Raw genomic sequence first — 26,079 nt, 5'->3', positions numbered from 1 at the left:
CTCAGCCACGGCCAGCGTCGCGCATAGCCGTGGATGACCTTGGATGACCTTGGATGGGGACTTACGCCGGTGCCGTGTCGGCGACCGACGGGCGTGCCGACATGCGCTCGAAATGGCGTTCGAGATTGGGGTGGTCGCGGCGCCATTCGATTTCCGGAAAGCGGAAGTCAAGGAAGCCGAGCGCGCAGACGAGAGCCACATCGGCCAGTGTCAGGCGGTTGCTCGCGCACCATTGGCGGTCATCGAGCCCCTGCGACATGGCGCGCAGCGCCTCGTCGATCTTGCTGCGCTGACGGTCGATGAGCGCTTGTGAGCGTGTGGCCTCATCGTGGAACTTCATTTCGACACGAATCTGCACGGCGGCGTCGGTCACCCCGTCGGCGAGCGCTTCCCACACCCGCACCTCGGCGCGTTCGCGGCCCGAAGGGGGAATGAGCTTGCCCACCGGCGAGAGCGTGTCGAGATACTCGCAAATCACCCGCGAATCGAAGACGGCTTCCCCGTCTTCCATCACCAGACATGGCACCTTGGCCAGCGGGTTGGACTGCTGGATGCGGGTGTCGTCGGCCCACACGTTCTCTAGCTCAAGCTTGTAATCGAGCTTCTTTTCCGCAAGCACGATGCGGACTTTTCGAACGTAAGGGCTGGCGAGGGCACCGATCAACTTCATGTGAATCCTTGATAAATCGCAATAGCGCCGCAGAGTATAACGTGCTGCCCGGGGCATCGCGTAGCGCCCCGGGCAGCCCCGCCGGGAGCGGAAAGGGCGTGAACCGGGCGGGCAATGGTAAAATATTGGCCTTTCCGAGTTGGCGTTTCCGTTTTGCAAGGTTTGGCCGGCGTCGCGCGGTGTTCCGGGCTCCCCCATGGGGACGGCCGGGCTCGTGCGGGTGCTGCGGCAGGCCTCGCCGGCTCCCCGGTTTTCTTTTTCGGTGCCCAGTGCCATGTCCGACGAATTCTCCCCCTTGACCGCGCTTTCCCCGCTCGACGGCCGCTATGCCAGCAAGACCGACGCCCTGCGTCCGTGGCTGTCCGAAGCCGCTTTCATGCGCCATCGCGTGACGGTCGAAATCCATTGGCTGATCGCCCTGTCGAAGGCCGGTTTCGCTGAGATCGCCCCGTTCTCGGCGGAAGCGGAGAAATTCCTGCTGGATCTGGCGGCCAACTTCTCGAACGCCGATGCGCAGCGCATCAAGGACATCGAGAAGGTCACCAACCACGATGTGAAGGCTGTCGAATACTGGCTCAAGGAGAAGGTGCAGGGTCAGGCCGAACTCGAGAAGGCCAGCGAGTTCATCCACTTCGCCTGCACGTCGGAAGACATCAACAACACCTCGCACGGCCTGATGATCAAGGGCGCGCGCGACAAGGTGATCGTGCCCGCGCTCGAATCGCTGGTGGCCAAGCTGAGCGAACTGGCCCGCGAACACGCATCGCAGCCGATGCTCTCGCGCACCCACGGTCAGCCGGCTTCGCCGACCACGCTGGGCAAGGAACTGGCCAACGTGGCCGTGCGTCTGGCCCGTGCGCTCGAGCGCGTGCGCCGCGTCGAGCTGCTCGCCAAGATGAACGGTGCCGTGGGTAACTACAACGCCCACCTGTCGGCTTACCCGACATACGACTGGGAAGCCTTCTCGAAGGCCGTCATCGAGCAGCGTCTGGGCCTCACGTTCAACCCGTACACGATCCAGATCGAGCCGCACGACTACATGGCCGAGTTGTTCGACGCCGTGGCGCGTGCCAACACGATCCTGCTCGACCTGAACCGCGACGTCTGGGGTTACATCTCGGTCGGCTACTTCAAGCAGAAGACGAAGGCCGGCGAAATCGGCTCGTCGACCATGCCGCACAAGGTCAACCCGATCGACTTCGAAAACTCGGAAGGCAATCTGGGTCTGGCCAACGCCGTGCTCCACCATCTGGCCGAGAAGCTGCCGGTGTCGCGCTGGCAGCGTGACCTGACCGACTCGACCGTGCTGCGCAACATCGGCGTGGCGTTCGGCTACAGCCTGCTCGCGTACGACTCGTGCCTGCGCGGTCTGGCCAAGCTCGAAGTCAACCCGCAACGTCTGAACGAAGATCTGGACAACACGTGGGAAGTGCTGGCCGAGCCAGTGCAGACGGTGATGCGCCGCTTCGGTGTGCCCAACCCGTACGAGCAACTGAAGGAACTCACGCGCGGCAAGGGCATTACCCGTGAAGCGCTGCAAACCTTCATCAAGCAACTGGCGATTCCGGAAGATGCCAAGGCGCTTCTGCTGGAAATGACGCCGGCAAACTACATCGGTATTGCCGAGTCGCTTGCCAAGCGCGTCTGACGCGTCAGACACGTCGCATGCTGGAAAAGAAAAGGGCCGCTGATGCGGCCCTTTTTGCATGTCATACGGGGTACTGACGAGATGTGTATCATGGCCGCATAACTCAAAAGGAGAATCCCCAGAAATGAAGCTCGCCCTTGCTCTCGCTACCCTCGCCGCGGCTCTGGTCCCGGCGCTCTCGCACGCGCAGTTCGCCAAGCCCGACGACGCTGTGGAGTACCGCCAGTCGGCCCTGTTCCTGCTCGGTAACCACTTCGGCCGCATCGGTGCGGTCGTCAAGGGCGACGCGCCGTTCAACAAGGACGACGTGGCCAAGAACGCCGAACTCGTCGCCACGCTCTCGAAGCTGCCGTGGCCCGCCTTCGAAGGCGGTCAGACCACGGCAAAGAGCAAGGCCAAGCCGGAAGTCTTCACCGACAAGGTGAAGTTCCAGCAAGCGCAGGAGAAGATGGAAACGGCCGTGGCGCAATTGAACACGGTGGCCAAGGGCGGCGATCTGGCATCGATCAAGAAGGCCTTCGGCGACGCTGCACAGACCTGCAAGAGCTGCCACGACAACTTCCGCGCGAAGTAAGTCAGTCAGTCAGCCGATTTGCGGCATGTGTGGGGCGGCTTTTGCCGTCTGAGGCTGCCAAAGAAAAAGACCGGTCCCCGTGAGGGCACCGGTCTTTTTTTGTCTGATGACGACGCTCGGGCGATGTGAGGACAGACTTCGGCCAAAGCCCCCGCGAAATCAGTACGACGGCAGCGACGCCACGGCCGGCGTGAGATGGACGATGCGGTACACCAGCGCCGACGCCAGCACGATCAGCACCAGCGCGCCGGTGCGCACGCGCCAGTCGTCGCGGGCAGGGCGGGCGGGCGTGGCGAGCGGCTTGTCGCCGACGATCATGGGCGTGATCAGGTCTTTCTTCTTGCCGAAGCGATAGTAGAGAATCGCCAGCACATGCAGCACCACCAGCCCGATCAGTACCCACTGGTTGAGCTGGTGCCAGCCGGTGAGCGTGTCGCTCAGGTCCTTGTCGATGAACTTGACGAGCGGGCCGTCGTTGAAAATGTCGTCGTTCGAGAACAGCCCAAGCACGACCTGAATGCCGAAGAACAGCAGCATGGCAATGACCGACAGCCCGCCGAGCGGCGTGTGCCCGGCAAAGCGCGCGTCGGTGGCAGCAGGCGTGCGCAATGACCGGAAAAACGTCCGTGGACCGGTCATGAAGTCGCAAAAACGCGCATAACGCGGGCCCACGAGCCCCCAGACCAGCCGGAAGATCAGCAACGCGAGAATCGCGTAGCCGCACCAGAAGTGATAGATCATCGCGTTGCCACCGGTCTTGGCGGTGACGTAGGCGGTGACCGCCAGCACGACAAACGACCAGTGGAAGAGACGGGTGGGCAGGTCCCAGATGCGGATCGGCTTCATGGCGAGGGATGTCGGGGAATGTTGTAGATAGTCGTAAGCGACGAATCTCGCGAGATTACCGCAAGCCCGTGGCGCGCGCACGTATTGGGTTCGACATTCGGGTCGACGAACGCAAGCGAAAAAAAACCGCCGGACAGGCCGGCGGTTTTTTCAGACAAGTGACAAGTGGCAACGCGAGCCGCGTCAGACTCGTGCGCCAAAGTTCGGATCGTTACGATCGGAACCTTCTTCTTCGTCCTTGCTGTTGTGCTTGATGAGGTCTTCGCGCTTCACGCCGAACCACATCGCAAGCGCTGCTGCCACGAACACCGACGAGTAGATACCGAACAGAATACCCACGGTCAGTGCCAGTGCGAAGTAGTGCAGCGTCTGGCCGCCGAAGAAGAACATCGACAGCACCATCATTTCCGTACTGGCGTGGGTGATGATCGTACGCGACATGGTCGTCGTAATGGCGTGATCGATCACTTCCTGCACGGTGGCCTTGCGCATCTTGCGGAAGGTTTCGCGAATCCGGTCGAAGATAACGACAGATTCGTTCACCGAGTAGCCGAGCACCGCCAGCACCCCCGCAAGCACCGCCAGCGAGAACTCCCACTGGAAGTACGCGAAGAAGCCGAGAATGATCACCACGTCGTGCAAGTTGGCGATCACGCCGGCCACGGCGAATTTCCATTCGAAGCGGAACGACAGGTAGATGATGATGCCGACCACCACGAACGTCAGTGCGAGCAACCCGTCGGTAAAGAGCTCGTGGCCGATCTGCGGGCCGACGAATTCCACCCGGCGCAGCTGCACGTCGGGCGCGTCAGCCTTGAGCGCGCTCATGACGGCGTCGCTCTGCTGGGCGCTGGTGACTTGCTTGCCGTCCGTGCCGGTCTGAATCGGCAGACGGATCATCACGTCGCGCGAGGTGCCGAAACTCTGCACCTGCACGTCGCGATAGCCGAGCTTGCCGACTTCGCCGCGAATCTTCTCGAGATCGGCCGCTTGCGTGTAGGCCACTTCCATGACCGTCCCGCCCGTGAACTCGATCGACAGATGCAGACCGCGTGTGAGCAGGAAGAACACGGCCGCGACAAATGTCAGCGCCGAAATAACGTTGAAGATCAGGGCATGCCGCATGAACGGCACGTCTTTCTTGATACGGAAAAATTCCATGACTGTTTCCTCTCGCGCCTGCGGTTATTGCTCGCCTGCGTCGGGTGCGTTCTTCGCACCGTCCGGGCGCCAGACTTGACCGATCGCCAGCGATTTGAGCTTGCGACGGCCGCCGTACCACAGGTTGACCAGGCCGCGCGAGAAGAACACGGCAGAGAACATCGAGGTCAGGATACCCAGGCAGTGCACCACGGCAAACGCGCGCACCGGGCCCGAACCGAAGGCCAGCAGCGCCAGACCGGCGATCAGCGTGGTCACGTTCGAGTCCAGAATCGTGGCCCAGGCGTGTTCGAAGCCCAGCGAAATGGCCTTTTGCGCCGAAGCGCCGGCCCGCAGTTCTTCACGAATCCGCTCGTTGATCAGCACGTTGGCGTCGATGGCCATACCGAGCGTGAGCGCGATAGCGGCAATACCCGGCAGCGTGAGCGTGGCCTGCAACAGCGACAGCATGGCGACGAGCAGCAGCAGGTTGAACAGCAGAGCGATCACCGAGAACACGCCGAACAGCATGTAGTACATCATCATGAACAGGGCGATGGCGATCAGGCCGTACAGCACCGAATCCACACCCTTTTGCACGTTATCGGCACCGAGGCTCGGGCCGATCGTACGTTCTTCGATGATTTCCATCGGCGCAGCCAGCGAACCGGCGCGCAGCAGCAGCGCCAGATCGTTGGCACCCTGTGCCGAGCCCATGCCGGTGATCTGGAAGCTCTGACCCAGTTCGCTGCGGATGTTCGCCACCGTCAGCACTTCGCCCTTGCCCTTTTCGAACAGCACGATGGCCATCGGCTTGCCGATGTTGTCGCGCGACACGTCGCGCAGCACACGGCCACCGGCGGCGTCGAGCTTGATGTTCACCGACGGTTGCTGGTGATCGTCGAAGCCGGCGGCGGCGCTGGTGATGCGATCGCCGCTGAAGATCACCGAACGCTTGAGCAGCACCGGCGCGCCATTGCCATGCAGGAACAGTTCGTCCTGCGGCGGCACCGGCGTGTCGGCGGTTACGAGACGCGGCGCGTCCGGGTCTGCCAGACGGGCTTCGAGCGTTGCCGTACGGCCGATGATGTCCTTCGCCTTGGCGGTGTCCTGCACGCCCGGCAATTGCACGACGATACGGTCCGGGCCTTCCTGCTGGATCACCGGCTCGGCCACGCCGAGTTCGTTCACGCGGTTATGCAGCGTGACGATGTTCTGCTTGACGGCGTTGTCCTGCACCGCGCGGCGGGCCGCTTCGGTGAACGCACCCACGACCTTGAACGTGCCGTTAGGACCGGCTTGCGTGGTGTAGGTGAGATCGGGCAGACCATCGGCGAGCACGCCGCGGGCGCGATCGGCTTCATCCTGACTCGTGAAGGCGACTTCGATGCCGCTGTCCGTGCGCGTCACACCGTTGTGGCGGACGTTCTTGTCGCGCAGCAGGGCACGGGCGTCGGCGGCCGAGGCGTCGAGACGCTTCGTGATGGCGCCGGCCATGTCCACTTGCAACAGAAAGTGCACACCGCCACGCAGGTCGAGACCGAGGTACATCGGCAGCGCGTGCATCTTGGTCAGCCACGAGGGCGAAGCCGAGAGCAGGTTCAGCGCGACGACATAGGTCGGGTCGGTGGGGTCGGCGTTCAGCGACGTCTGGAGAAGGTCTTTGGCGCGCAGCTGCGTGTCGGTATCCGAGAAGCGGATACGCACGCTCGGGTTGCTACCGGTGCTGTCGAACACTGCCCCTTGATAGGTAATGTTCTGCGCCTTGAGCGCGTCTTCAGCGCGCGCGAGCGTCGAGGGGTCGACCTTGACGGTCGCCTTGACGCTGGAAATCTGTACCGCGGGTGTTTCACCGAACAGGTTCGGCAGCGTGTAGAGCACCCCGATGGCAAGAGCCACCAGAATGACGATGTATTTCCAGAGAGGATAGCGATTCATAGCGGCGGGCTAGGGTGATGCCTCGTGGCAAACCGTGCTTCAGACCGGACGCATGGCGGTACCGGTGCCCCGAAGGGCCGGTACCGCCATGCGCTGCGGCCGCCGGTAATGGCGGCCGCGTGCGGTTGCGCGAAGGATCAGAGCGCCTTGATGGTGCCCTTCGGCAGCAGGGTCGTGATAGCGCCCTTTTGCACGTTGATCTCGACGTTCTCGGCGATCTCAACGGTCACGAAGGTCTCACCGACCTTCGAGATACGACCGGCGAGGCCGCCCGAGGTCACGACTTCGTCGCCCTTGGCGAGCGCTGCCAGCATGTTGCGGGTTTCTTTCTGACGCTTCATCTGCGGACGGATCATGATGAAGTACAGCACCACGAACATCAGTACGAGCGGCAGGAAGCTCATCAGGTTGCTGGTCGAGCTGGCGGCGCCAGCCGTCTGGGCGAAGGCTTCTGAAATCAGCACGTTCGGTTCTCCTTATGTGTAAGACGTGTAAAAGCCGCGTGTGGCCGGTTGTCCGGTCACGCGCGGCATGTGTTTCGGTGCGAGGATGCAGGATCCAAGCCCGGCATTTTACCACCGCCCGACCCCATTCCCCCGGGGATTCGGTGCCTGAGCCTCAGGCGCCGGCCGTCACTGCACGCCGCGCGCGCGATCGGCCCGGAATTGGGCGACGAAAGCGTCGAAACGGTGGGCCTCGATGGCATCCCGGATTTCCTGCATCAGCGTCAGATAGTAATGCAGGTTGTGGATGGTGTTGAGCCGCGCGCCCAGAATCTCCCCGGCTCGCTGCAAGTGGTGCAGATAGGCGCGCGAGAAGTTTCGACAGGCGTAACAGCCGCAAGTTTCGTCCAGCGGACGCGTGTCGGTCTTGTGCGACGCGTTACGAATTTTCAGATCACCAAATCGGGTGAACAGCCAGCCATTACGCGCATTGCGGGTGGGCATGACGCAATCGAACATGTCCACACCTGCGGCCACGCCTGCCACCAGATCTTCCGGTGTGCCCACGCCCATCAGGTAATGCGGCTTGTCCGCCGGCAGGCGCGGCGCGACGTGGTTGAGCACGCGCATCATGTCTTCCTTCGGCTCGCCGACCGACAATCCGCCGATGGCGTAGCCGTGGAACGGCAATTCCGACAGCCCGGCGAGCGACTCGTCGCGCAGGTTCTCGTACATCCCGCCCTGCACGATGCCGAACAGGGCGTTCGGATTTTCCAGTTTGTTGAATTCGTCGATCGAGCGCTTGGCCCAGCGCATCGACATGCGCATCGACTGACCGGCTTCGGTTTCGGTGGCCGGACGGCCGTCGATCTCGTACGGCGTGCACTCGTCGAACTGCATGACGATGTCCGAATTCAGCACGCGCTGAATCTGCATCGAGATTTCAGGGGAGAGGAAAAGCCGGTCGCCGTTGACTGGCGAGGCGAATTTCACGCCTTCTTCGCTGATTTTGCGCAGTTCACCGAGGCTGAAGACCTGAAAACCGCCCGAATCGGTCAGGATCGGCTTGTCCCAGCCCATGAACTTGTGCAGTCCGCCGTGCGCGGCAATCGTCTCCAGACCCGGGCGCAGCCACAGGTGGAACGTATTGCCGAGGATGATCTGGGCGTTGTTTTCGACCAGCTCGACGGGCGACATCGCCTTGACCGAGCCGTAAGTGCCCACGGGCATGAAGATGGGCGTTTCGACCACGCCGTGATTGAGCGTGACGCGCCCCCGACGGGCTTGTCCGTCGGTGGTGATGAGTTCGAACTTGAGCATGTGTCTTGCGCCCCGGCACCACCGGCAAAACAAGCCGGCGCCCGCACGGGACGGGATAAAGCGGCACGCGCCCCATGCGCGGCCAGGCCGCTATTGTACCGGCTCGGGCCTTGCAGGTTCGATAAGCGTCATATGCTCGTTGATGGGGTAGCGCACACCGCGCCCGAACGCATCTTCCATGGGCGTTCCGCCCGAGGTGTCGTCCTCGCGAACGACCGCCCGCTCAAGCGCTTCGGCGAATGCAAAGGCATCGCCCCGGCGCAGCACGGTGACGGCGATGTCTTCGCCAGCATTGGGACCGGTGCTTTCGTTGCGATCGCAGTGAGCCGGCACGCCATTGTGTCCACCGAAGATCCGCGTATTGGTGTCTACGTATTCCAGCAGCTTGCGGTGTGAGACGAGGTACTGCTTCACGTCACTGCCGGGAAGATGTGCCAGCAACTCCCCTGCGTAGAGATGATCGCCGGTCCAGATGCGATTGCCGTTGCGCTCGATCAGCGCGGTGGAGTCGGCGCTATGGCCGGGCAGGGAGAGCACATCGAGTGTCAGGCCGCCGAGTTCGATTGCATGCCCCGGGGCGAGCCACTGGGTCACGCGAAACGGGGGCGGATCAAAGCCTTCGCGCTTGCCGAGGTGTATCTCTGCGGGCACCCGCACGCGGCCGTCGTCGCCGATGAGCTGGCGGGTGAAGGGCAGGTCGATGAGGGCAATGTCATCGAAGTGCTTAAGACCACCGATGTGATCGAAGTGCAGATGCGACGGGAGTACCAGAATCGGCTTGTCCGTCAGATGCGCAATCGCGCGGCGAATATCCTTGCCGGCGCTGCCGCCCGGGTCGAACAACAGGGCGCGCTCACTCCCGACGATCAGATACGCGACGTTGCGCTGCCAGTACCCCGGCTCATGGATGGCGTAGTGGTGTTCATCGAGGCGTTCGATGGCAAAGCCTTGTCCGTCGAGCGCGGAGGTGGACGGACAAGGCGCCGATGGCGTTGCCGGTGTGGATGCGGGGGCAGGAAGGTGCGCCCCGGCCACGGACGCGTTGGCGGGACCGCATAACGCGACCATCAGTCCGATCGTCATCGTGACCGCCATCGCGACGCTGGCGGCGAAGCTAGCGAGAACGCTTGCGAGCGAGCGCTGGCGAGAACGACGGTGATGGGAGAAACAAGTGGTGTACGAGGAATGCCGCAAATGCAGCGAAGAGCAAGAAGCAGGGGCTGGCATGAAAGACTCCGGAGGTGCGAACGAGCGTGTCGCAGTGTGCCTCCGGGGATGTGGCCGACGTAACGCTCTGCGAGTCACAATCGGCCGTTTTGGGATGCCGTCCTATCAGGGTTTAGGGTGGCGTCCCAGCCCTACCATCAAGCCGCGGCCTTCGGTGCCTCGTGCATTTCCACGCGCGACAGGATCATCGCATCGCCGTAACTGAAGAAGCGGTAGCGCTGTTCGATCGCATGACGGTAGGCCGCGCGGATCGCCTCCATGCCCGAGAACGCCGACACGAGCATGAGCAGCGTCGACTTGGGCAGGTGGAAATTGGTGATCATCCGGTCGACCAGCTGGAAGCGGTAACCCGGCGTGATGAAGATGTCGGTCTCAGTGCTGCCCGCGCGTAGCGTACCCGCCTCACCGCCCGCAGCCAACGTCGCCTGTGCGGCGGACTCCAGCGCGCGCATCGACGTTGTGCCGACCGCGATCACACGGCCGCCGCGTGCCCGGGTGGCGGCAATCGCATCGACCAGTTCGGGCGTGATTTCGTACCACTCCGAGTGCATCTTGTGCTCGCCGAGATTCTCCACGCGCACCGGCTGGAAGGTGCCTGCGCCCACGTGCAGCGTGAGCGTGGCGCGCTGCACGCCCAGCGCGTCGAGGCGTTCGAACAGGGCATCGTCGAAGTGCAGGCCGGCGGTCGGTGCGGCCACAGCGCCCGGGTTACGGGCGTAGACGGTCTGGTAGCGGGTCTCGTCACCCGCATCAGCTTCGTGAGCGATATACGGCGGCAACGGCAGGTGGCCGTAAGTTTCCAGCAATGGGTAGCAGTCGCTCGGGAAATGCAGGGTGTAGAACTGGTCGACGCGCTCGCCGACGGTGACTTCGAAGGCGTCGGCCAGCCGCAGGACGGTGCCGGGGCCCGGGCTCTTGCTGGCGCGGATCTGGGCGAGCACCGTGGTGCTGTCGATCACACGCTCGACGAGCACTTCGATCTTGCCGCCGCTCGCTTTCTGGCCGAACAGGCGGGCCTTGATGACGCGGGTATCGTTGAACACCAGCAGGTCGCCCGGGGCCAGCAGGCCCGGCAGGTCGGCAAAGCGGCGGTCGTAGAGATGCGGCGGCGTGACGCTGCCGTCGACCTCCAGCAGGCGGCTGGCGGAGCGCTCGGCGAGCGCGGTCTGCGCGATCAGTTCGGGCGGCAGGTCGAAATCGAAATCGGAAAGGGTATACATCAGCGTTTACAATGCGTAGCAACCGACATTTTACTTGGTTCGTCCGATGGCTTGCCGATAAGGCGTGCACCCGAGGGCGAACGCCCGACGCCGCGACTGCATGACCGAACGCCGAATGCCTGCCCCAGCGCCTGCCGCCGACCTTGTAGACCTTGCCGATGCTGCCGATGGCACTGCCACCGGCGCCGCGTCCGCACGGGGTGACGCGGCGCAAACCGGGGGCAAAGCTGTCACGAAGCGCGGTGCGAAATCGAAGGCTGGTGTCTCCGCCAACGACGATACCGCGGCTGGCGCATCGGCCAAAAACAGCACCAAAAGCGCCGCCAAAAAAGCGTCTTCAAAATCTTCCGAAAAGCCCGCTGCTGCCACCAGCAGCGCCGCCCGCAAGGGCAGTGCGGACAAGCTGGCCAAACTCGGCCTCAAGCGTGACATCGATCTGATTCTGCATCTGCCGATGCGGTACGAGGACGAGACGCGCCTGAGCAAGATCGGTGACGTCCTGCCGAGTGAACTCGCGCAGGTCGAAGGCACGGTGACGTCGAGTGACGTCGCCTACCGTCCGCGACGCCAATGGCTGGTACGCATCGAAGACGAAGGGCACGAATTAGTGCTGCGTTTTCTGAATTTCTACGGCAGCCAGCAAAAACAGCTTTCCGTCGGCACCCGCGTGCGTGTGCGCGGTGAAGTCCGCGGCGGCTTCTTCGGTCTGGAGATGGTGCACCCGTCGTATCGCGTGGTGTCCGATGCTGCTCAGCCGCTGCCCGAAGCGCTCACGCCGGTCTATCCGAGCGCCGCCGGTCTGTCGCAGGCGTATCTGCGCAAAGCCATTCATAACGCCATGGAGCGCACGCCGCTCCCGGAACTGCTGCCGCCCGGGCTCCTGCAAGCCTCGATCGGGCCGGACCATCCGCTGCCGTCGCTCGCCGACGCCGTGCGCTTGCTTCATGCGCCGCCGCCGAAGGTCTCCGAGACGTCACTCATGGAGCGCTCGCACCCGGCATGGCTGCGCATCAAGTGTGAAGAGCTTCTGGCGCAGCAACTCTCGCTCAAGCGGGCACAGGCCGCACGTCGTCGACTGGCGGCGCCTTCGCTTGGCAAGCATGTCCCCGGCGGCCTGCTCGAACGCTTCGAGGCGGCGCTGCCGTTCCGGCTCACTGGCGCGCAGCAGCGCGTGTGGGCGGAAATTCGCGCGGATCTGACCGAACCGCACCCGATGCAGCGCTTGCTGCAAGGCGACGTGGGCAGCGGCAAGACGATCATTGCCGCGCTCGCCGCAGCGCAAGCCATCGACGCCGGATATCAGGCCGCGATCATGGCGCCGACCGAAATTCTGGCCGAACAACATCTGCGCAAGCTCTCCGGGTGGCTGACGCCGCTGGGTGTGCAGGTCGCGTGGCTCGCCGGCAGCATGAAGGCGAAAGAGAAGCGTGAAGCGTTGGCGCGTGTCGCCAGCGGCGAGGCGCAACTCGTCATCGGCACGCACGCGATCATTCAGGACACGGTGACTTTCGCGCGCCTCGGTATGGCCGTCGTCGACGAGCAGCACCGTTTCGGTGTTGCGCAGCGTCTGGCGTTGCGCAGCAAGATGCAGACGGCGGGGATGGGCGCGAACGCCATGCCGCACCAGTTGATGATGAGTGCGACGCCGATTCCGCGCACGCTCGCCATGACGTACTACGCCGATCTCGACGTCTCCGTCATTGACGAGCTGCCGCCGGGCCGCAGCCCGGTGGTGACTAAGCTGATTAGTGACACGCGGCGCGCCGAAGTGGTCGACCGTGTGCGTGCGGCGGCGCTGGCCGGGCGTCAGGTCTACTGGGTGTGTCCGCTCATCGAGGAAAGCGAGGCGCTGCAATTGCAGACCGCCGTCGACACCCATGCGCAACTGATGGTCGCGCTGCCCGAGTTACGTGTGGGCCTCGTCCACGGACGTCTCTCGCCGGCCGAGAAGGCGGCCGTGATGGAGGACTTCACGCGTGGCAACACGCATCTGCTGGTAGCCACGACCGTGATCGAAGTGGGTGTGGATGTGCCTAACGCGTCACTGATGGTGATTGAACATGCCGAGCGTTTCGGCCTCGCACAGTTGCACCAGTTGCGCGGGCGCGTTGGGCGGGGTTCCGCCGAATCGGTGTGTTTGCTGATGTATGCGTCGCCGTTGTCGATGGGCGCGAAGGCGCGCCTGCAAACGATGCGCGAGACGACCGACGGCTTCGTCATCGCGCGTCGCGATCTCGAAATTCGCGGTCCCGGGGAGTTTCTCGGGGCGCGGCAATCGGGTGCCGCGATGCTGCGCTTCGTCGATCTGAACGAAGACGGCTGGATGATTCCCGGTGCGCAGGAAGCCGCCGAGCAACTGCTGGCCTCGCATCCGGGCGCCGTGGCGGCGCATCTGGAACGCTGGCTCGGCGCGCGGGAAGACTATCTGAAAGCCTGAGCGGAGACGTGCGCTTCAGCGGGAAGCCGGTCTTGTCGAAACAGGCTGCCATTGGCTGAATCCGGGGCACGCTCAATGCGGCGACGACGATCGGACGTCGCCTGAAAACGGGCAATGACCGCTCGATTGTGCTATAAAAAACAAAATCTATCGATTGCGGTAATCCGATTAATTTACAGGTTAGGACGACATGACCCTCACGGAACTCAAGTACATCGTGGCGGTGGCGCGAGAACGCCATTTTGGTCGCGCAGCGGAAGCCTGTTTCGTCAGCCAGCCGACGCTGTCGGTGGCGATCAAGAAGCTCGAAGACGAGCTGAATGTGCAGATTTTCGAACGTGGCGCCGCTGAGGTGAGCGTCACGCCGCTGGGTGAGCAGATCGTCGCGCAGGCGCAGCGCGTGCTCGAACAGACGATTGCCATCAAGGAAATTGCCAAGCAGGGGCGCGACCCGCTCGCCGGCCCGCTGCGTCTGGGCGTGATCTACACGATCGGGCCGTATCTTCTGCCCGCGCTGGTCAAGCAGATGATCGAGACCACGCCGCAGATGCCGCTCATGCTGCAAGAGAACTACACGCTCAAGCTGATCGAGTTGCTCAAGCAGGGCGAAATCGACGCGGCGATCATGGCGCTGCCGTTCCCCGAGAGCGGGCTGATGGTGCGCCCGCTGTACGACGAGCCGTTCGTGGTGGCGCTGCCGCGCGCCCATCCGTGGGCCAACCGTGATCAGATCGACGCGGGTGATCTGAAGCAGGAAACGATGCTGTTGCTGGGCAGCGGCCATTGCTTCCGCGATCACGTGCTTGGCGTCTGCCCGGAGCTCATGCGTTTCTCGCAGAACGCCGATGGCATTCAGAAGACCTTTGAAGGCTCGTCGCTCGAGACGATTCGTCATATGGTCGCGAGCGGTGTCGGCATCACCGTGTTGCCGAAGACGTCGGTGCCTGAGGTTCAGGCGTCCGACAGCCTGCTGAGCTACGTGCCGTTCTCGGCCCCGGTGCCCGATCGTCGCGTCGTGCTTGCATGGCGCAAGAGCTTCACGCGCCTGCCCGCGATCGAGGCGGTGGCGCAGGCCATCGCGCGATGCAATCTGCCCGGTGTGATCACGCTCGATCTGCCGGCTACGGCCAACTAAGAGGCCAACCAAGGCCAGCCAGACGCCTGCGGCCCGCCACCGGGCCGTCTCTCCCCCAAGAACGTCATGCGCCGCTGCTTCCCGCCGCGGCGCATTGCTTTTGGCTATGCGATAGATAAAAACGATTAATTCGACTGTTTTAATTAGAATTATTAACCTAGCGACACGCGTTTGCGAACCTTTGCGACCCACTGGAGGCGACCACGATGACCGCACTGAAAACCTATCTGCACGACATCGAAGCCACGCTGGAGCACATGCTTGCCGAGTTTGCGCAGATGGCGGCGTAAGCCCATTCCCCCCACAGCCTGCCCGACAGGCTGACCGATCAAGAAACAGGAGAGCGTCGCATGTCAGATTCCACGAATCCCAAGAAACTCACGACCGCCGCCGGTGCACCGGTGCCCGACAACCAGAACACGATCACTGCCGGCCCGCGCGGCCCGGCGCTGCTGCAAGACGTGTGGTTCCTCGAAAAACTCGCCCACTTCGACCGCGAAGTGATTCCCGAGCGTCGTGTGCACGCCAAGGGTTCCGGCGCCTACGGCAAGCTCACCATCACGCACGACATCACCCGTTTCAGCCGTGCCCGCGTGTTCGAAGGCATTGGCAAAGAAACCCCGGTGTTCCTGCGCTTCTCGACGGTGGCCGGCGAGCGTGGCGCGGCCGACGCCGAACGCGACGTGCGCGGCTTCGCGTTGAAGTTCTATACCGATGAAGGCAACTGGGATCTCGTGGGCAACAACACGCCAGTGTTCTTCGTGCGCGATCCGCTCAAGTTCCCCGACTTCATCCATACGCAGAAGCGCGACCCGAAGACCAACCTGCGTAACCCGACGGCCGCATGGGACTTCTGGTCGCGTCACCCCGAATCGCTGCATCAGGTCACCATTCTCATGAGCGACCGTGGCTTGCCTGCGAACTACCGCCAGCAGCACGGCTTCGGCTCGCACACGTTCAGCTTCATCAATGCGGCGAACGAACGGTTCTGGGTGAAGTTCCACTTCAAGTCGATGCAGGGTGTCGAGAACCTGACCAACGCACAAGCCGCTGAAGTTGTGGCCGGTGACCGCGAGAGCGCCCAGCGCGATCTGTTCGATGCTATCGAAGCGGGCAACTTCCCGCGCTGGCGCATGCAGGTGCAGGTGATGCCCGAGGCCGACGCAGCGACGTACGCCATCAACCCGTTCGATCTGACGAAGGTGTGGCCGCATGGCGATTACCCGTTGATCGACGTGGGCGTGCTCGAACTCAATCGCAACCCGGAGAACTACTTCGCGGAAGTGGAGCAGGCGGCGTTCAACCCGGCGAATGTGGTGCCGGGCATCAGCTTCTCGCCCGATCGCATGTTGCAGGGGCGCCTGTTCTCGTACGGCGACACGCAGCGTTATCGCCTCGGGGTGAATCACAGCGCGATTCCGGTGAACGCACCGAAATGCCCGTTCCACAACAGCTTCCATCGCGATGGTGCGATGCGTGTGGACGGTAATCTGGGCGGCACGACGAACTATCAGCCGAACCGCTACGGCGCGTTCGCCGATCAACCCGAGTTTCGTGATCCGCCCGAAGCCGTCGGAGCGGTTGCCGATCGTTACGACCATCGCGTCGACGACGATTACTACTCGCAGCCGCGCGCGTTGTTCCGCTTGTTCGACGATGCACAGAAAGCGCGCCTGTTCGGCAATGTCGCCGCGTCGATGCAGGGCGTGCCCGACGATGTGGCGGACCGCCAGTTGGAGCATTTCGGCAAGATCGATCCGGCCTACGCGCAGGGCGTGAAGGCGGCGCGCGAGGCGCTGGCGAAGTCGTAACGCTTAGCTGGCTGGCCAGAACGCTCGGATGGCAGCGATGCCGTAGGCGCCCGCGTGACGCGCGGCCGTCAGGCTGTCGGCACGCATGCCGCCGAGCGCGAAGACCGGCAACGTTGTCTGTGCGGCGAGCGCCGAGAACGCCGGCCAGCCGAGGGGCGTGGCGTCGGGATGCGTGGCGGTGGCGAGTACCGGTGAGAGCGTCACGAAGTCGACGCCAAGACGACCGGCGTGTACGAGTTGCTCAGTGTCATGACAGGCGGCGCTCACGAGTTTCCAGCCGGTCGGCCGCTCACGGCAGGCCAACAGCCGCGCACTCGTGAGATGCCAGCCGTCGGCATGCGGCACCGTGTCGGCGTGAAGACCCTTCGCGGCGTCGAGCCAGAGATCGGCAACGTCGGCGCGTGGATTGAGCAGCAACTGCGCGCCTGCCGCATGCGTGAGTGCCAGCGCCGATTCCGCAAGTGCGCGATAGCCGTCGGCGTCGAGTGAACGGTTACGGAGTTGCACAAGCCGGGTGCCGCGCGCGAGCGCCTGTGCGAGCCGTGACGCAAACGACGCGATCTCTGCGCGCGACGTGACTTCCGGCGTCACCAGAAGTTGACGGGGCAGGGCGGCATCAGCACTGTCGCCCTGCGCGTTGGCGGCGCTGGACGCACTTGAAGAACCGGACAGGCTGGACATCGACAGGAATCGGGCTAGGTCGGCAGGCATGGGCGCAGTGTAACCGGAACATTCACTGCGTTGCCGCATCAGACAAATAGTGTGCCTCGCATCGTCACGCGATTCGGGTGACAAGACAGGCGGCAAGCCGTGACACCGCAAGCCTGCCGATTTCGCGAGAGCGTGCCCGCGAGGGCCAATAAAGTGAACCTAACGAACGGAGTGATCATGGCTAAGAAAAACAACGTCGCCAGCGTGAATATCGGGATCAGCGAAAAGGACCGCAAGCGCATCGTCGAAGGATTGAATCACCTGCTCGCCGACACTTACACGCTGTATCTGAAGACGCACAACTTTCATTGGAACGTGACTGGTCCGATGTTCAACACGCTGCATCTGATGTTCGAAGGCCAGTACAACGAACTGGCGCTCGCGGTCGATCAGATTGCCGAGCGGATTCGTGCACTGGGCTATCCGGCACCGGGCACTTACAAGGAATTCGCAAAGCTGTCGTCGATTCCCGAGGCCGAGCGCGTGCCGAGCGCGGAAGAGATGATTCGCCAACTGGTCGAAGGGCAGGAAGCCGTAACGCGCACCGCACGCGGCATCTTCCCGACCGTGGACGCCGCATCGGACGAGCCGACCGCCGACCTGCTCACCCAGCGCATGCAGTTGCACGAGAAGAACGCCTGGATGCTACGCAGCTTGCTGGCATAAATTGCTGACAGAAGTTGCTGACATGAGTTGCTGACATGAGTTGCTGGCATAAGCGCCCTATCGTACGAGAAATGTCATAGAGAAAGGGTGCACTCGGATAGGCAGTCCAGTACACTGGCCGGATGCCTACCGATTGGCTTATCCGCAATCTCTTCGTCAGTCTGTTCCTTCCGCCCGCCAATGTTCTGGTGTTGGCGGTGCTGGCGTTCGCATGCTGGCGGCGCTGGCCCCGGCTGGGCAAGACACTGGCCGTAGTGTCCGTGCTGGCGCTGTGGTTTCAGGCGATGCCGTGGGTGGCGAGCCGTATCTCGCACCCGCTCAATGTCGGGGTGCCGATCGATGTGAAGGCGCTCGACGCCGCGCGCCAGTCGCCGGAGGCCGCCGCCAAGCTGCCGCAGGCGGTGGTCATCCTCGGTGGCGGCACCAGTCTTGGTGCGCCGGAATTCGGCCGACCCGACGGTGCCGATGTAAGTGAGATGACCCTTGGCCGCGTGCGCTACGGCGCTTTTCTCGCGCGACGGGCCCAACTTCCCGTTCTTGTGTCCGGCGGTGCGCCGTCGGGCTATCCCATTGCGGAGGGCCGCCTGATGGCGCAAGTGCTCTCCGACGAATTCGGCGTCCCGGTCCGCTGGACCGAGGCCCAATCGCTGAACACGGCCCAAAACGCCACGTTCAGTGCGCGCATGCTGGCCAATGCCGGCGTCACGCGCGTCTATCTGGTGACGAGCGCCTGGCATATGCGCCGCGCCCGCGACCAGTTTGTCCGCGCCGGACTCACGGTGGTACCCGCACCGTGCTGCAACGAGCGCGCGCTGGATCCCGATGCGATTCCCGGCTGGTGGCCGACACTCGACGGCATGCGCGCCACGCGCGTGGCCCTGCGCGAGTGGATGGCAATGTCCGTGGGGCATTGAGCCGCCCCCGGTGTGCCTGATGTCACGAAGCGGCGGCATAGTTCGTGTGAACGGCCGCACGTGCCGCGACCGGAGCGCCGGCTTTCTGTTTTGCTCACCCACCCGAATGAGAGAGACATATGAAGACCAAAGCAGTCCTGACCGCTGAAGACGTACAAAAGATCAACGCTGCCGCCGTGGCCGAAGCCACCGCGAACAGCTGGAACGTGTGCATCACGATCGTCGATGACGGCGGCCACGCGTTGTCGCTGCATCGCATGGACGGCGCTGCCCCCAGCACCGCGATGATGTCGTTGGGCAAGGCGCAGACTTCGGCGGTGAGCCGTCGCGACAGCGGCGTGTTCGAAGAGATGATCAATGGCGGCCGCTACGCTTTCCTGAGCGCGCCGAACACGGCCATGCTCGAAGGCGGCGTTGCCATCGTTGTCGACGGCAATGTGATCGGTGCCGTGGGTGTGTCGGGCGTGAAGTCGGCGCAGGACGCGCAAATCGCGCGCGCCGGTATTGCTGCTGTCGTTAGCGCGTAAATTAGCGCCTGCGTCGCGGGATGAAAGTCTCGCGACGCGTTGAGCGCCACCACACATCCGGCAGCCCAAAAAAGAAAAACCCGCTCTCGCGAACGGGTTAAAGGCTTGTCAGGCCGGATGGCCGCAACCTGAGGCTTGGCAGGTTGGGCCACGAGGAGAACATCAATGAAACCCTTGTGGCTGGACAAAAAAAGTGGCTTGGCTGGCGCGCAACGCAGGTAGAGAGGGGCTTGCCGTAACTACATGGGATCGCGTTGCGTTCGCTGGCTACTGCCAAACACCTCTTAGGCGAGGTGGTCCCCACAAAACTCGGTGAAGGCGGCGGCAAGGTCGTGGTCAAGCCACCGCCAAAATTCTTTACTTCGCCTTCTTGCTGCTTCTTGCAACTTACTTCGGTTACTTCGTCAGAATCAGCTTGCCGTAGCGCGTAGCGCGCAGTTGGTAAGTCTGGCCGTTGTGCAGGATGTTCACGCATTGCGTGCCTTGCAGCAGATGGTCGCTCGTCAGGACGCGGCCGGGGGTCGTGCTTGCCGGCTTGGCTGCCACCGGGCTAGCCACTTGCGTACGCGACACCGACAAGGTGCGGCGCGGCGCCGTAGCGGGCGTGGTCTGGCGTGCTGTGGTGTGGCTTGCGCTCATCTCGCTCATCCGTATGTCTGACTGTGAGAAGAATATTAAATGAGAATCATTCCCATTTGTATTTGAATTTGTCTATTGTTTTGTTAATGACGATAGATTTATTGAATTCGTGGTGTGCCGTAGCGTGCCGGACGCGATGACGAGGCGTCCGGCACGACGTCACTGCTGACGTCAACCGAAGGGCAACGCGCAGCTCAGTCGAGGGCGCCTTGCTCGGCGAGGGCACGAATATGCGCGATGGTGTCGATGTCGGCCTCGCGATAGGCCGATTTCACGAACTCGCTGTAGCGGGTATCGGCCGTGGCGGCGTCTTCCGGCAGCGTGGTGCTGTAGATGAAGCGCACGAAGTAGTGCGTGGGCGAGGGCTCTTCGATCGCCATCGTGAGCGTGCCGCCCGCGTGCTGCTCGGTGGCGGCGGTCTCGTAGCGCACCGATTGCAGCGCCGTGAAGATCACGCGATCGCGCACCACGGCTTGGCCGAAGCGCAGTTCGCGCTCCAGCGTGTCGTCCGTGCGCGCGTGCAGGATGCACTCGTCCAGACCCAGCACGAAGTTTGCCGGCTGCTCGGCGCGCAGCACGAGCCCGTTCCAGAGTTGTTCGCGCGAGAGCGAAAAGGCCAGCGGGTTCAGGAGGTCGTTGACCTCGATCAGGTGTTCGTACTGCAAGAAATTTCCCCTTGAATCGATAACCGCCAGCGCGCCACATTGGCGGGCCGGCGGAGCAGGTGCGGGCTGTGACGCGTATCCACAGCAATGACGGCCATCCGTCGTCGCGTTACTCGATGAGTGAACTGTCGATCGCGATCGTACCCGACAACACCTTGTGAATTGGGCACGCGTTGGCGATTTCCAAGAGGCGCTGCCGTTGTTCTTCCGACAGATCGCCACCGAGCTCGATCTTGCGCGTGATTTGCGTCGTGCCTGCCGCGGGTTTGCCATCCGGATTCATGGCCAGCGTGACCTTCACTTCCTTGAGCGGCCATTCTTTACGGCGGGCATACATCTGCAACGTGATCGACGTGCAGGCGCCCAGACTCGAGAGCAGCAGCGCAGAGGGCATCGGGCCCAGATCACCGCCACCCAGCGAGGCGGGTTCGTCGCCGATCCATTCGTGCTTGCCATCCGACAGGCGCGTAGTAAAACCGGCCGCACCCAGATGGGCGGTGACAATCGCTTCTGCGCTCATAACAACTCCTGTTAGATGCTCCAATGGATCACAACGCACTCTGCGTGTCATTGTGACCCAAATTGGTCCCTCAAGTGCGACGGCGGGTATCTCGGTGCACCCTCGCACCTTGATACCCGCCGTTCGTCTTACTGCCGCTACGTCGATACGTCGGATGGGCTTCGATCAGGCGGCGGAACCCGTGGCCGGAATGTGACCCATGCGTCCCGCTTGAAAATCGAGAATCGCCTGACGAATCTCGCCTTCCGTATTCATCACGAACGGGCCGTAGCGTGCGACCGGTTCGCCCAGCGGCTTGCCACCGATCAGCAGGAACGACAGCGGCTTGTCGCTGACGTTGCGTACGGTCACGCCTTCGCCTTTGCCGTCATCGTTGCTGCCGAACACGACCATCTGATGCTTCTTGGCCGCCGATGCTTCCGTACCGAACTCGCCTTCCCCGTCGACCACATACGCAAACACGTTGAAGTCGGCCGGTACTGCCTGTTCTAGCAGCGCCTGCGGTTGCAGCGTGAAGTGCTGATACAGAATCGGCGTGCGGGTCTCGATCGCGGCCTTCGTACCGAGGGCTTCACCGGCAATCACGCGCACCGACACCTTGCCGTCCGCGCTGGTGGCGCTCGGAATACCGGCGGCCGGCAGTTCCTGATAGCGCGGCGTCATCATCTTGTCCACGCGCGGCAGGTTCACCCACAGCTGAAAACCGTGCATTTCACCGCCACGTTCCTGAAACGCCTTCGACGGCATCTCGGAGTGAATGACACCGGCCCCGGCCGTCATCCATTGCACGTCACCGGGCGTGAGTTTGCCTGCGTGACCTTGCGAGTCGCGGTGTTCCATTTCGCCGGCGAGCAGATAGGTCACCGTCTCAAACCCGCGGTGCGGATGGTCGGGCGCGCCCTTGGCATCGCCGGGGGCGACCTGCATCGGGCCCATCTCGTCGAGCAGCAAAAACGGATCGAAGTCCATCAGCATGCGCGTGGGGAACGGGCGGTTGACGTAAAAGCCGGCACCTTCCTGCGTTTGCGCAGCCGTGAAGACGCGGGCAACCGGGCGGGTGTAGGTCGTGCTCATGAGGGGACTCTCCTGTGGAGGGCTGACACGCCGTGGCGTAATCAGTCCGTTGTCATGTGCAGACTATATCGGGGTGAGTGGGGCGGGGAGTAGCCCTCAAGCGGGGAAGGATTGTTACCCGATTGGAACAATCGGGCGGAAGTCGTGGCACAAGACGAAAAAAAAGCGCGGTGATGAACACCGCGCTTTTCGACTTCTGCAACTTGTGAATTGCCCGGACGCTCACTTGGCCGGTTCGGTCACGAAGCCCAGTTTGGTGACGCCAGCCGATTGCGCGTCGGCGAGCACCTTGGCGACGCTCTCGTAACGCACGTTCTTGTCGGCGAACAGGTGCAGCTCGGGTTGCGGCTGCGCGTCGGCGGCTTGTTGCAGGCGGGCGTGCAGCGTGGCCTCGTCGACCGGCTGCTTGTCCCAGAAGACCGTGCCGTCGGCTTGAATCGACAGATCGATCTTGGCCGGCTTGGTGTCTTCCGGCTGGCTGCTTGCCTGCGGCAGGTCGAGCTTGACGGCGTGGTTGAGCACCGGCAGCGTCACGATGAAGATGATCAGCAGCACCAGCATGACGTCGACCAGCGGCGTCATGTTGATTTCGCTCATCATGCCGTCGTCCATGCTTTCGTCGCTGCTATAAGACCCCATGGCCATGGCGAACTCCTTCTCTCTTGCGGCGGCTTAGCTGGCGCTGGCCGGGGTGGACTTGCGCACCGGCGTGACGTTGTTCGCGAACTGCGGCGAATGCAGGCTGGCACCGGTCAGGAAGTAGGCGTGCAGGCTGTGGGCAAAGCGGTTGAGCTTCGAGACCACGCCCTTGTTGCCGCGCGTCAGGGCGTTGTAGCCGAGCACAGCCGGGATGGCGACGAACAGGCCGAAGGCCGTCATGATCAGGGCTTCACCCACCGGGCCGGCCACCTTGTCGATGGTCGTCTGACCCGACGCGCCGATCGCCAGCAGAGCGTGATAGATACCCCACACCGTGCCGAACAGGCCGACGAACGGCGAGGTCGAACCGATCGAGGCCAGCATGGCCAGACCGCTTTGCAGGCGCGAGACGGTGTCGTCCACCGAGTTCTTCAGCGCGCGCGTGATCCAGTCGCTCACGTCCATCTTGTCGTGCAGATGCGGCTGGCTCTGGCGGTGATGTTCGGCCGCGTCCTGACCGGCGAGTGCCAGTGCGAGGAACGGGTTGTTGCTGCCCGACGATTCGCCCAGCTTTTGCAGACCGGCGGTGAAGTTTTCCGAATGCCAGAAGTCCGGCTCGGCCGTGCGCGTGAGGCGGCTCAGGCGGAAGATCTGCGTGCCCTTGATGAGGATGACCGTCCAGGACAGCACCGACATCACCAACAACACGATCGCGATGGCACGGGTGACGAAATCGCCCTGCGCCCAGACGTGGCTCAAACCATACTCTTGCATTTTGCGTTCCTCGGGAGATCCAGTTCGTGAATCGTTACGTTAATCGTTGAGATTGAAATTAAACGGTTTGGTCGCGGCGGCTTCCACCGCGCGGCCGCCCTGCATCGGGGGCGCACAGCGCATCGCCAGCGCGGCGGTGCGGGCCGCCTGATCGAGACGGGGGAAACCGCTCGACTTGACGATATTGGCCGTCGACACCACGCCACGCGTATCGATCACCAGACGCAGCGTGACGGTGCCTTCCTCGCCAACGCGTCGTGATTGCGTAGGATAGACCACGCGCGGCTCGTCGCACTTGACGGCCAGACCTTCGATCGGACCCGACGGTGCGGGGGCCGGCGTCGGCGCGGGCGGTGCGGGCGGTGTCGGGGCAGCGTTCTGCGTCGGTTCGGCCGGGGCCGGCGGTGCAACAGGCTCGGCCTTCTGCGTGATGGCGTTTTGCGGCTGCACGCGCGGCTTGGGCGGCGGCGGCGCGACCTTCGGCTTGGGCGGTTCAGGTTGCGGCTTGGGCGGTGCCGGTTGCGGCGGCGTGGGCGCAGGGGTGAGCGGAATGATCGTTGCGGTAAACGTCGTCGGCTCGATCGTTGCCTTCTCGGGTTCGTTGTGCATCAACGAAAGCCCGATCAGGGCGGCAATATGGACGACTACGATCGCTGTGGCGACCGCGATAGCTCGCGGCGACATCAACGGATCGCGGCTCGGCATGAGCGCGAGGGTCGTAGGGGGCACGGTCGACATGGTAACGGCTAGGGTACGCTAATTGCGGCGGTGAACGGTGAGAGAAGCGCGGTGTGCGGAACTCGGGAGTTCGGAAAGGCCGGACGTGCGATCAAAGGAAAACCGCGCCAAGGGGCGCGGTCGGCGAAAACTGCGAATGTCGCGAAAGCAGTGAACCGAGAGATTGCCGGGCACTCACCTTCGAAACAGGAAGAACGATAAGCATAACGTTGAGACAAAGCCAATCAGGAGTTCCATTTGACACCTCCGTGGGTGACGCGAATCGCTGGCTGGCGCATGGCCGCCTGATGCGGTTGACCGCATGCGAGACGCCTGGCTGGCTCCCTTGCCGTCGCGACGTTGTTGCCCTGTCGCAATGGCGAAATCCAAACGGATGACACGTTACAGGCGCTACCCGGCGCTCATGAATCAGCGGCGGGCGCGAACGCTGAATTACGCTGCCAACGCGAGTTCTTGCATGACGACGACTTCCGTCGTGGTCGTCGTGGTGACGTCGCAGGCGGACTGGCAGCAGCCACCGCACGAGCGGCCGCAGCACGGCGACGCACCGGCCACCATTTCTTGAACGAACGGACCGCACTTGCCGCAGCACAGGGCCACGCCGAGGTCGATCTGGAGATCTTCCATCGAAGTGGCGCCAGCGTCGAGACAGGCCTTGATCTGGCGCTCGGAGACGGATTTGCAGACGCAAACGATCATGATGAAAACGTCAAAATGTAACACTAATGAGAATAATTATTATTTAACCGATCAGATTTTGCAAGCCTAAATACCCTATCCCATAGCACGCTCATGGATATACGGGTGTTTGAATCGGGCTAAACAGTTGGGAATTATGGGAAGGTTTGCCGGGCGATGCGTGGGGCAGAAGCCCGTGGGACGGGCGGCAGCGGCCGATGACCGGCATTCGCCGCCGCTAAATCTCAGTTGGCGAGTGCCGAGCCCGTTTTGACTGGTGCATCGATCCGGGGCCACGCGGTCCCGTCGATTTGTCCGATTTCGACGATCTGGGCGACTGGCGGGTTGACGAGCAAGCGGTCCGCCATCGTCTGAAGCGCCTGAACATTGGCCGTCGTGAACAATTGCATGCTCCCGCTGGTGCCGGGGTCGCGCGGTGCGCAAAGACCGTCGGTTTCCAGACGGCGTTGCAACTGCCGCGCGATAGCCGCGCCGGTGTCGATCAGCGTGAGCGCCGTGCCGAAGCGCTGGCGGATGGCCGGAATCAGGAACGGGTAGTGGGTGCAGCCCAACACCAGCGTGTCGGCGCCTTGCGCCACCATTGGCGCGACGTAGCGCTCCAGCAACGCCATGACGGCGGGCGAGTCCACATCGCCTGCTTCGATGCACTCCACCAGACCGTGTCCCGGCTGGCAGAGGAAGCGCTGCCCCTGCGCCGTGTGACGGGCCAGCAAGTCGGCAAAACGAGCGCTGCGCAGGGTGGCGGCTGTGGCCAGAACCCCAATCACACCAGTGCGCGACACGGCGGCAGCCGGCTTGATACCCGGCTCGACGCCCACGACCGGCCACGGCGCGTCGGCCCGTAGCGCGGTGACGCCATGCGCGGTGGCCGTGTTGCACGCGACCACAAACGCTTTGGCGCCGCGCTCGCGCAGCCAGCGGCCGACGGCGAGACTGCGTTCGGCGATGAAGGCGTCGGGACGTTCGCCGTAGGGGGCGAAGGCGGAGTCGGCCACGTAGAGCAGCGACTCGTGGGGGAGCAGGGCGCGCACGGCCTGAAGGACCGAGAGACCGCCGAGACCGGAATCGAAGACGCCAATCGGCGCGTTGAAGGGCATGGTAAAC

General features: G+C 63.2%; 26 protein-coding genes. 8 read left to right on the top strand and 18 right to left on the bottom strand.

The window, feature by feature from the left end:
- Nucleotides 1-61: 61 nt before the first annotated feature.
- Nucleotides 62-670 (bottom strand): glutathione S-transferase family protein, encoded by a 609-nt coding sequence (locus CDV44_RS17790; protein ID WP_087689239.1) that lies wholly within the window; start codon nt 668-670, stop codon nt 62-64.
- Between the two features lie 274 nt (nt 671-944).
- Here CDV44_RS17790 and purB point away from each other — a divergent pair, with 274 nt between their 5' ends.
- Together purB and CDV44_RS17780 are read left to right on the top strand one after the other, a co-directional pair.
- A complete protein-coding gene (gene purB / locus CDV44_RS17785; RefSeq protein WP_058380106.1) occupies nt 945-2,318 on the top strand; it encodes an adenylosuccinate lyase in 1,374 nt (457 codons plus the stop codon).
- A gap of 124 nt (nt 2,319-2,442) precedes the next feature.
- Nucleotides 2,443-2,892: a cytochrome c gene (locus CDV44_RS17780; protein WP_087689238.1), complete on the top strand. Its 450-nt coding sequence runs from the start codon at nt 2,443-2,445 to the stop codon at nt 2,890-2,892.
- 159 nt (nt 2,893-3,051) lie between these two features.
- On the opposite strand, the gene CDV44_RS17775 is transcribed toward CDV44_RS17780, so the two are convergent.
- From CDV44_RS17775 to queA, 7 genes are all read right to left on the bottom strand, one after another.
- Nucleotides 3,052-3,738 (bottom strand): cytochrome b/b6 domain-containing protein, encoded by a 687-nt coding sequence (locus tag CDV44_RS17775; RefSeq protein WP_087689236.1) that lies wholly within the window; start codon nt 3,736-3,738, stop codon nt 3,052-3,054.
- 183 nt (nt 3,739-3,921) lie between these two features.
- Entirely contained in the window at nt 3,922-4,899 is a 978-nt protein-coding gene (gene secF / locus CDV44_RS17770) for a protein translocase subunit SecF (RefSeq protein ID WP_087689234.1), read from the bottom strand.
- 24 nt (nt 4,900-4,923) lie between these two features.
- Nucleotides 4,924-6,816: a protein translocase subunit SecD gene (secD, locus tag CDV44_RS17765; RefSeq protein ID WP_087689232.1), complete on the bottom strand. Its 1,893-nt coding sequence runs from the start codon at nt 6,814-6,816 to the stop codon at nt 4,924-4,926.
- 137 nt (nt 6,817-6,953) lie between these two features.
- Nucleotides 6,954-7,220 carry a preprotein translocase subunit YajC gene (yajC, locus tag CDV44_RS17760; protein WP_233179920.1) on the bottom strand — a complete coding sequence of 89 codons (267 nt, stop codon included), beginning with the start codon at nt 7,218-7,220 and terminating at the stop codon, nt 6,954-6,956.
- A gap of 228 nt (nt 7,221-7,448) precedes the next feature.
- On the bottom strand, nt 7,449-8,579 hold the full coding sequence (tgt, locus tag CDV44_RS17755; RefSeq protein ID WP_058377492.1) for a tRNA guanosine(34) transglycosylase Tgt: 1,131 nt from the start codon (nt 8,577-8,579) through the stop codon (nt 7,449-7,451).
- Nucleotides 8,580-8,669: 90 nt separating this feature from the next.
- Entirely contained in the window at nt 8,670-9,806 is a 1,137-nt protein-coding gene (locus tag CDV44_RS17750; protein WP_087689231.1) for an MBL fold metallo-hydrolase, read from the bottom strand.
- Between the two features lie 137 nt (nt 9,807-9,943).
- The gene (gene queA / locus CDV44_RS17745) at nt 9,944-11,026 is read right to left on the bottom strand and encodes a tRNA preQ1(34) S-adenosylmethionine ribosyltransferase-isomerase QueA (protein WP_087689229.1); all 1,083 of its coding nucleotides are present in this window, start codon (nt 11,024-11,026) and stop codon (nt 9,944-9,946) included.
- Nucleotides 11,027-11,141: 115 nt separating this feature from the next.
- Between queA and recG the strand changes: the two genes are divergently transcribed.
- The 3 genes from recG to CDV44_RS17730 all read left to right on the top strand — a co-directional run bounded on the left by recG (nt 11,142) and on the right by CDV44_RS17730 (nt 16,409).
- Nucleotides 11,142-13,463 carry an ATP-dependent DNA helicase RecG gene (recG, locus tag CDV44_RS17740; protein ID WP_371328795.1) on the top strand — a complete coding sequence of 774 codons (2,322 nt, stop codon included), beginning with the start codon at nt 11,142-11,144 and terminating at the stop codon, nt 13,461-13,463.
- A gap of 190 nt (nt 13,464-13,653) precedes the next feature.
- Nucleotides 13,654-14,598 (top strand): LysR substrate-binding domain-containing protein, encoded by a 945-nt coding sequence (locus tag CDV44_RS17735; RefSeq protein ID WP_087689225.1) that lies wholly within the window; start codon nt 13,654-13,656, stop codon nt 14,596-14,598.
- 350 nt (nt 14,599-14,948) lie between these two features.
- Nucleotides 14,949-16,409: a catalase gene (locus CDV44_RS17730; RefSeq protein ID WP_087689223.1), complete on the top strand. Its 1,461-nt coding sequence runs from the start codon at nt 14,949-14,951 to the stop codon at nt 16,407-16,409.
- Nucleotides 16,410-16,412: 3 nt separating this feature from the next.
- Here the strand turns inward: CDV44_RS17730 and CDV44_RS17725 are convergent, their stop codons facing one another.
- Complete coding sequence (locus CDV44_RS17725) at nt 16,413-17,090, bottom strand: thiamine phosphate synthase (RefSeq protein ID WP_087689221.1); 678 nt, start codon at nt 17,088-17,090, stop codon at nt 16,413-16,415.
- A 207-nt stretch (nt 17,091-17,297) separates the two neighbouring features.
- Between CDV44_RS17725 and CDV44_RS17720 the strand changes: the two genes are divergently transcribed.
- The 3 genes from CDV44_RS17720 (at nt 17,298) to CDV44_RS17710 (ending at nt 19,227) form a co-directional block, all read left to right on the top strand.
- Nucleotides 17,298-17,786 carry a Dps family protein gene (locus CDV44_RS17720; protein ID WP_087689219.1) on the top strand — a complete coding sequence of 163 codons (489 nt, stop codon included), beginning with the start codon at nt 17,298-17,300 and terminating at the stop codon, nt 17,784-17,786.
- A gap of 122 nt (nt 17,787-17,908) precedes the next feature.
- Entirely contained in the window at nt 17,909-18,700 is a 792-nt protein-coding gene (locus tag CDV44_RS17715; protein WP_087689217.1) for a YdcF family protein, read from the top strand.
- A 119-nt stretch (nt 18,701-18,819) separates the two neighbouring features.
- Nucleotides 18,820-19,227 carry a heme-binding protein gene (locus CDV44_RS17710; RefSeq protein WP_087689215.1) on the top strand — a complete coding sequence of 136 codons (408 nt, stop codon included), beginning with the start codon at nt 18,820-18,822 and terminating at the stop codon, nt 19,225-19,227.
- 396 nt (nt 19,228-19,623) lie between these two features.
- Here CDV44_RS17710 and hemP read toward each other — a convergent pair whose 3' ends face one another.
- The 9 genes from hemP to murI form a co-directional block, all read right to left on the bottom strand.
- Nucleotides 19,624-19,875, bottom strand: a complete 252-nt coding sequence (gene hemP, locus CDV44_RS17705; RefSeq protein WP_058377501.1) for a hemin uptake protein HemP — start codon at nt 19,873-19,875, stop codon at nt 19,624-19,626.
- 185 nt (nt 19,876-20,060) lie between these two features.
- Complete coding sequence (locus tag CDV44_RS17700) at nt 20,061-20,531, bottom strand: SRPBCC family protein (RefSeq protein WP_087689213.1); 471 nt, start codon at nt 20,529-20,531, stop codon at nt 20,061-20,063.
- A 109-nt stretch (nt 20,532-20,640) separates the two neighbouring features.
- Nucleotides 20,641-21,051, bottom strand: a complete 411-nt coding sequence (locus CDV44_RS17695) for an OsmC family protein (RefSeq protein WP_058377503.1) — start codon at nt 21,049-21,051, stop codon at nt 20,641-20,643.
- 165 nt (nt 21,052-21,216) lie between these two features.
- Nucleotides 21,217-22,125, bottom strand: a complete 909-nt coding sequence (locus CDV44_RS17690; protein WP_058377504.1) for a pirin family protein — start codon at nt 22,123-22,125, stop codon at nt 21,217-21,219.
- Between the two features lie 222 nt (nt 22,126-22,347).
- On the bottom strand, nt 22,348-22,770 hold the full coding sequence (locus tag CDV44_RS17685; RefSeq protein WP_058377505.1) for a biopolymer transporter ExbD: 423 nt from the start codon (nt 22,768-22,770) through the stop codon (nt 22,348-22,350).
- Between the two features lie 27 nt (nt 22,771-22,797).
- Nucleotides 22,798-23,538: a MotA/TolQ/ExbB proton channel family protein gene (locus CDV44_RS17680; RefSeq protein WP_058377506.1), complete on the bottom strand. Its 741-nt coding sequence runs from the start codon at nt 23,536-23,538 to the stop codon at nt 22,798-22,800.
- A gap of 39 nt (nt 23,539-23,577) precedes the next feature.
- Nucleotides 23,578-24,276 (bottom strand): energy transducer TonB, encoded by a 699-nt coding sequence (locus CDV44_RS28280; RefSeq protein WP_058377507.1) that lies wholly within the window; start codon nt 24,274-24,276, stop codon nt 23,578-23,580.
- A gap of 432 nt (nt 24,277-24,708) precedes the next feature.
- Complete coding sequence (locus tag CDV44_RS17670; RefSeq protein WP_058377508.1) at nt 24,709-24,975, bottom strand: bacterioferritin-associated ferredoxin; 267 nt, start codon at nt 24,973-24,975, stop codon at nt 24,709-24,711.
- A 224-nt stretch (nt 24,976-25,199) separates the two neighbouring features.
- On the bottom strand, nt 25,200-26,072 hold the full coding sequence (gene murI, locus CDV44_RS17665; RefSeq protein WP_087689211.1) for a glutamate racemase: 873 nt from the start codon (nt 26,070-26,072) through the stop codon (nt 25,200-25,202).
- Between the last annotated feature and the right edge of the window lie 7 nt (nt 26,073-26,079).

The organism is Pandoraea sp. PE-S2R-1 (assembly GCF_002179865.1).
Lineage (GTDB): Bacteria > Pseudomonadota > Gammaproteobacteria > Burkholderiales > Burkholderiaceae > Pandoraea.
This window is presented reverse-complemented; position numbering and strand designations above follow the sequence as displayed.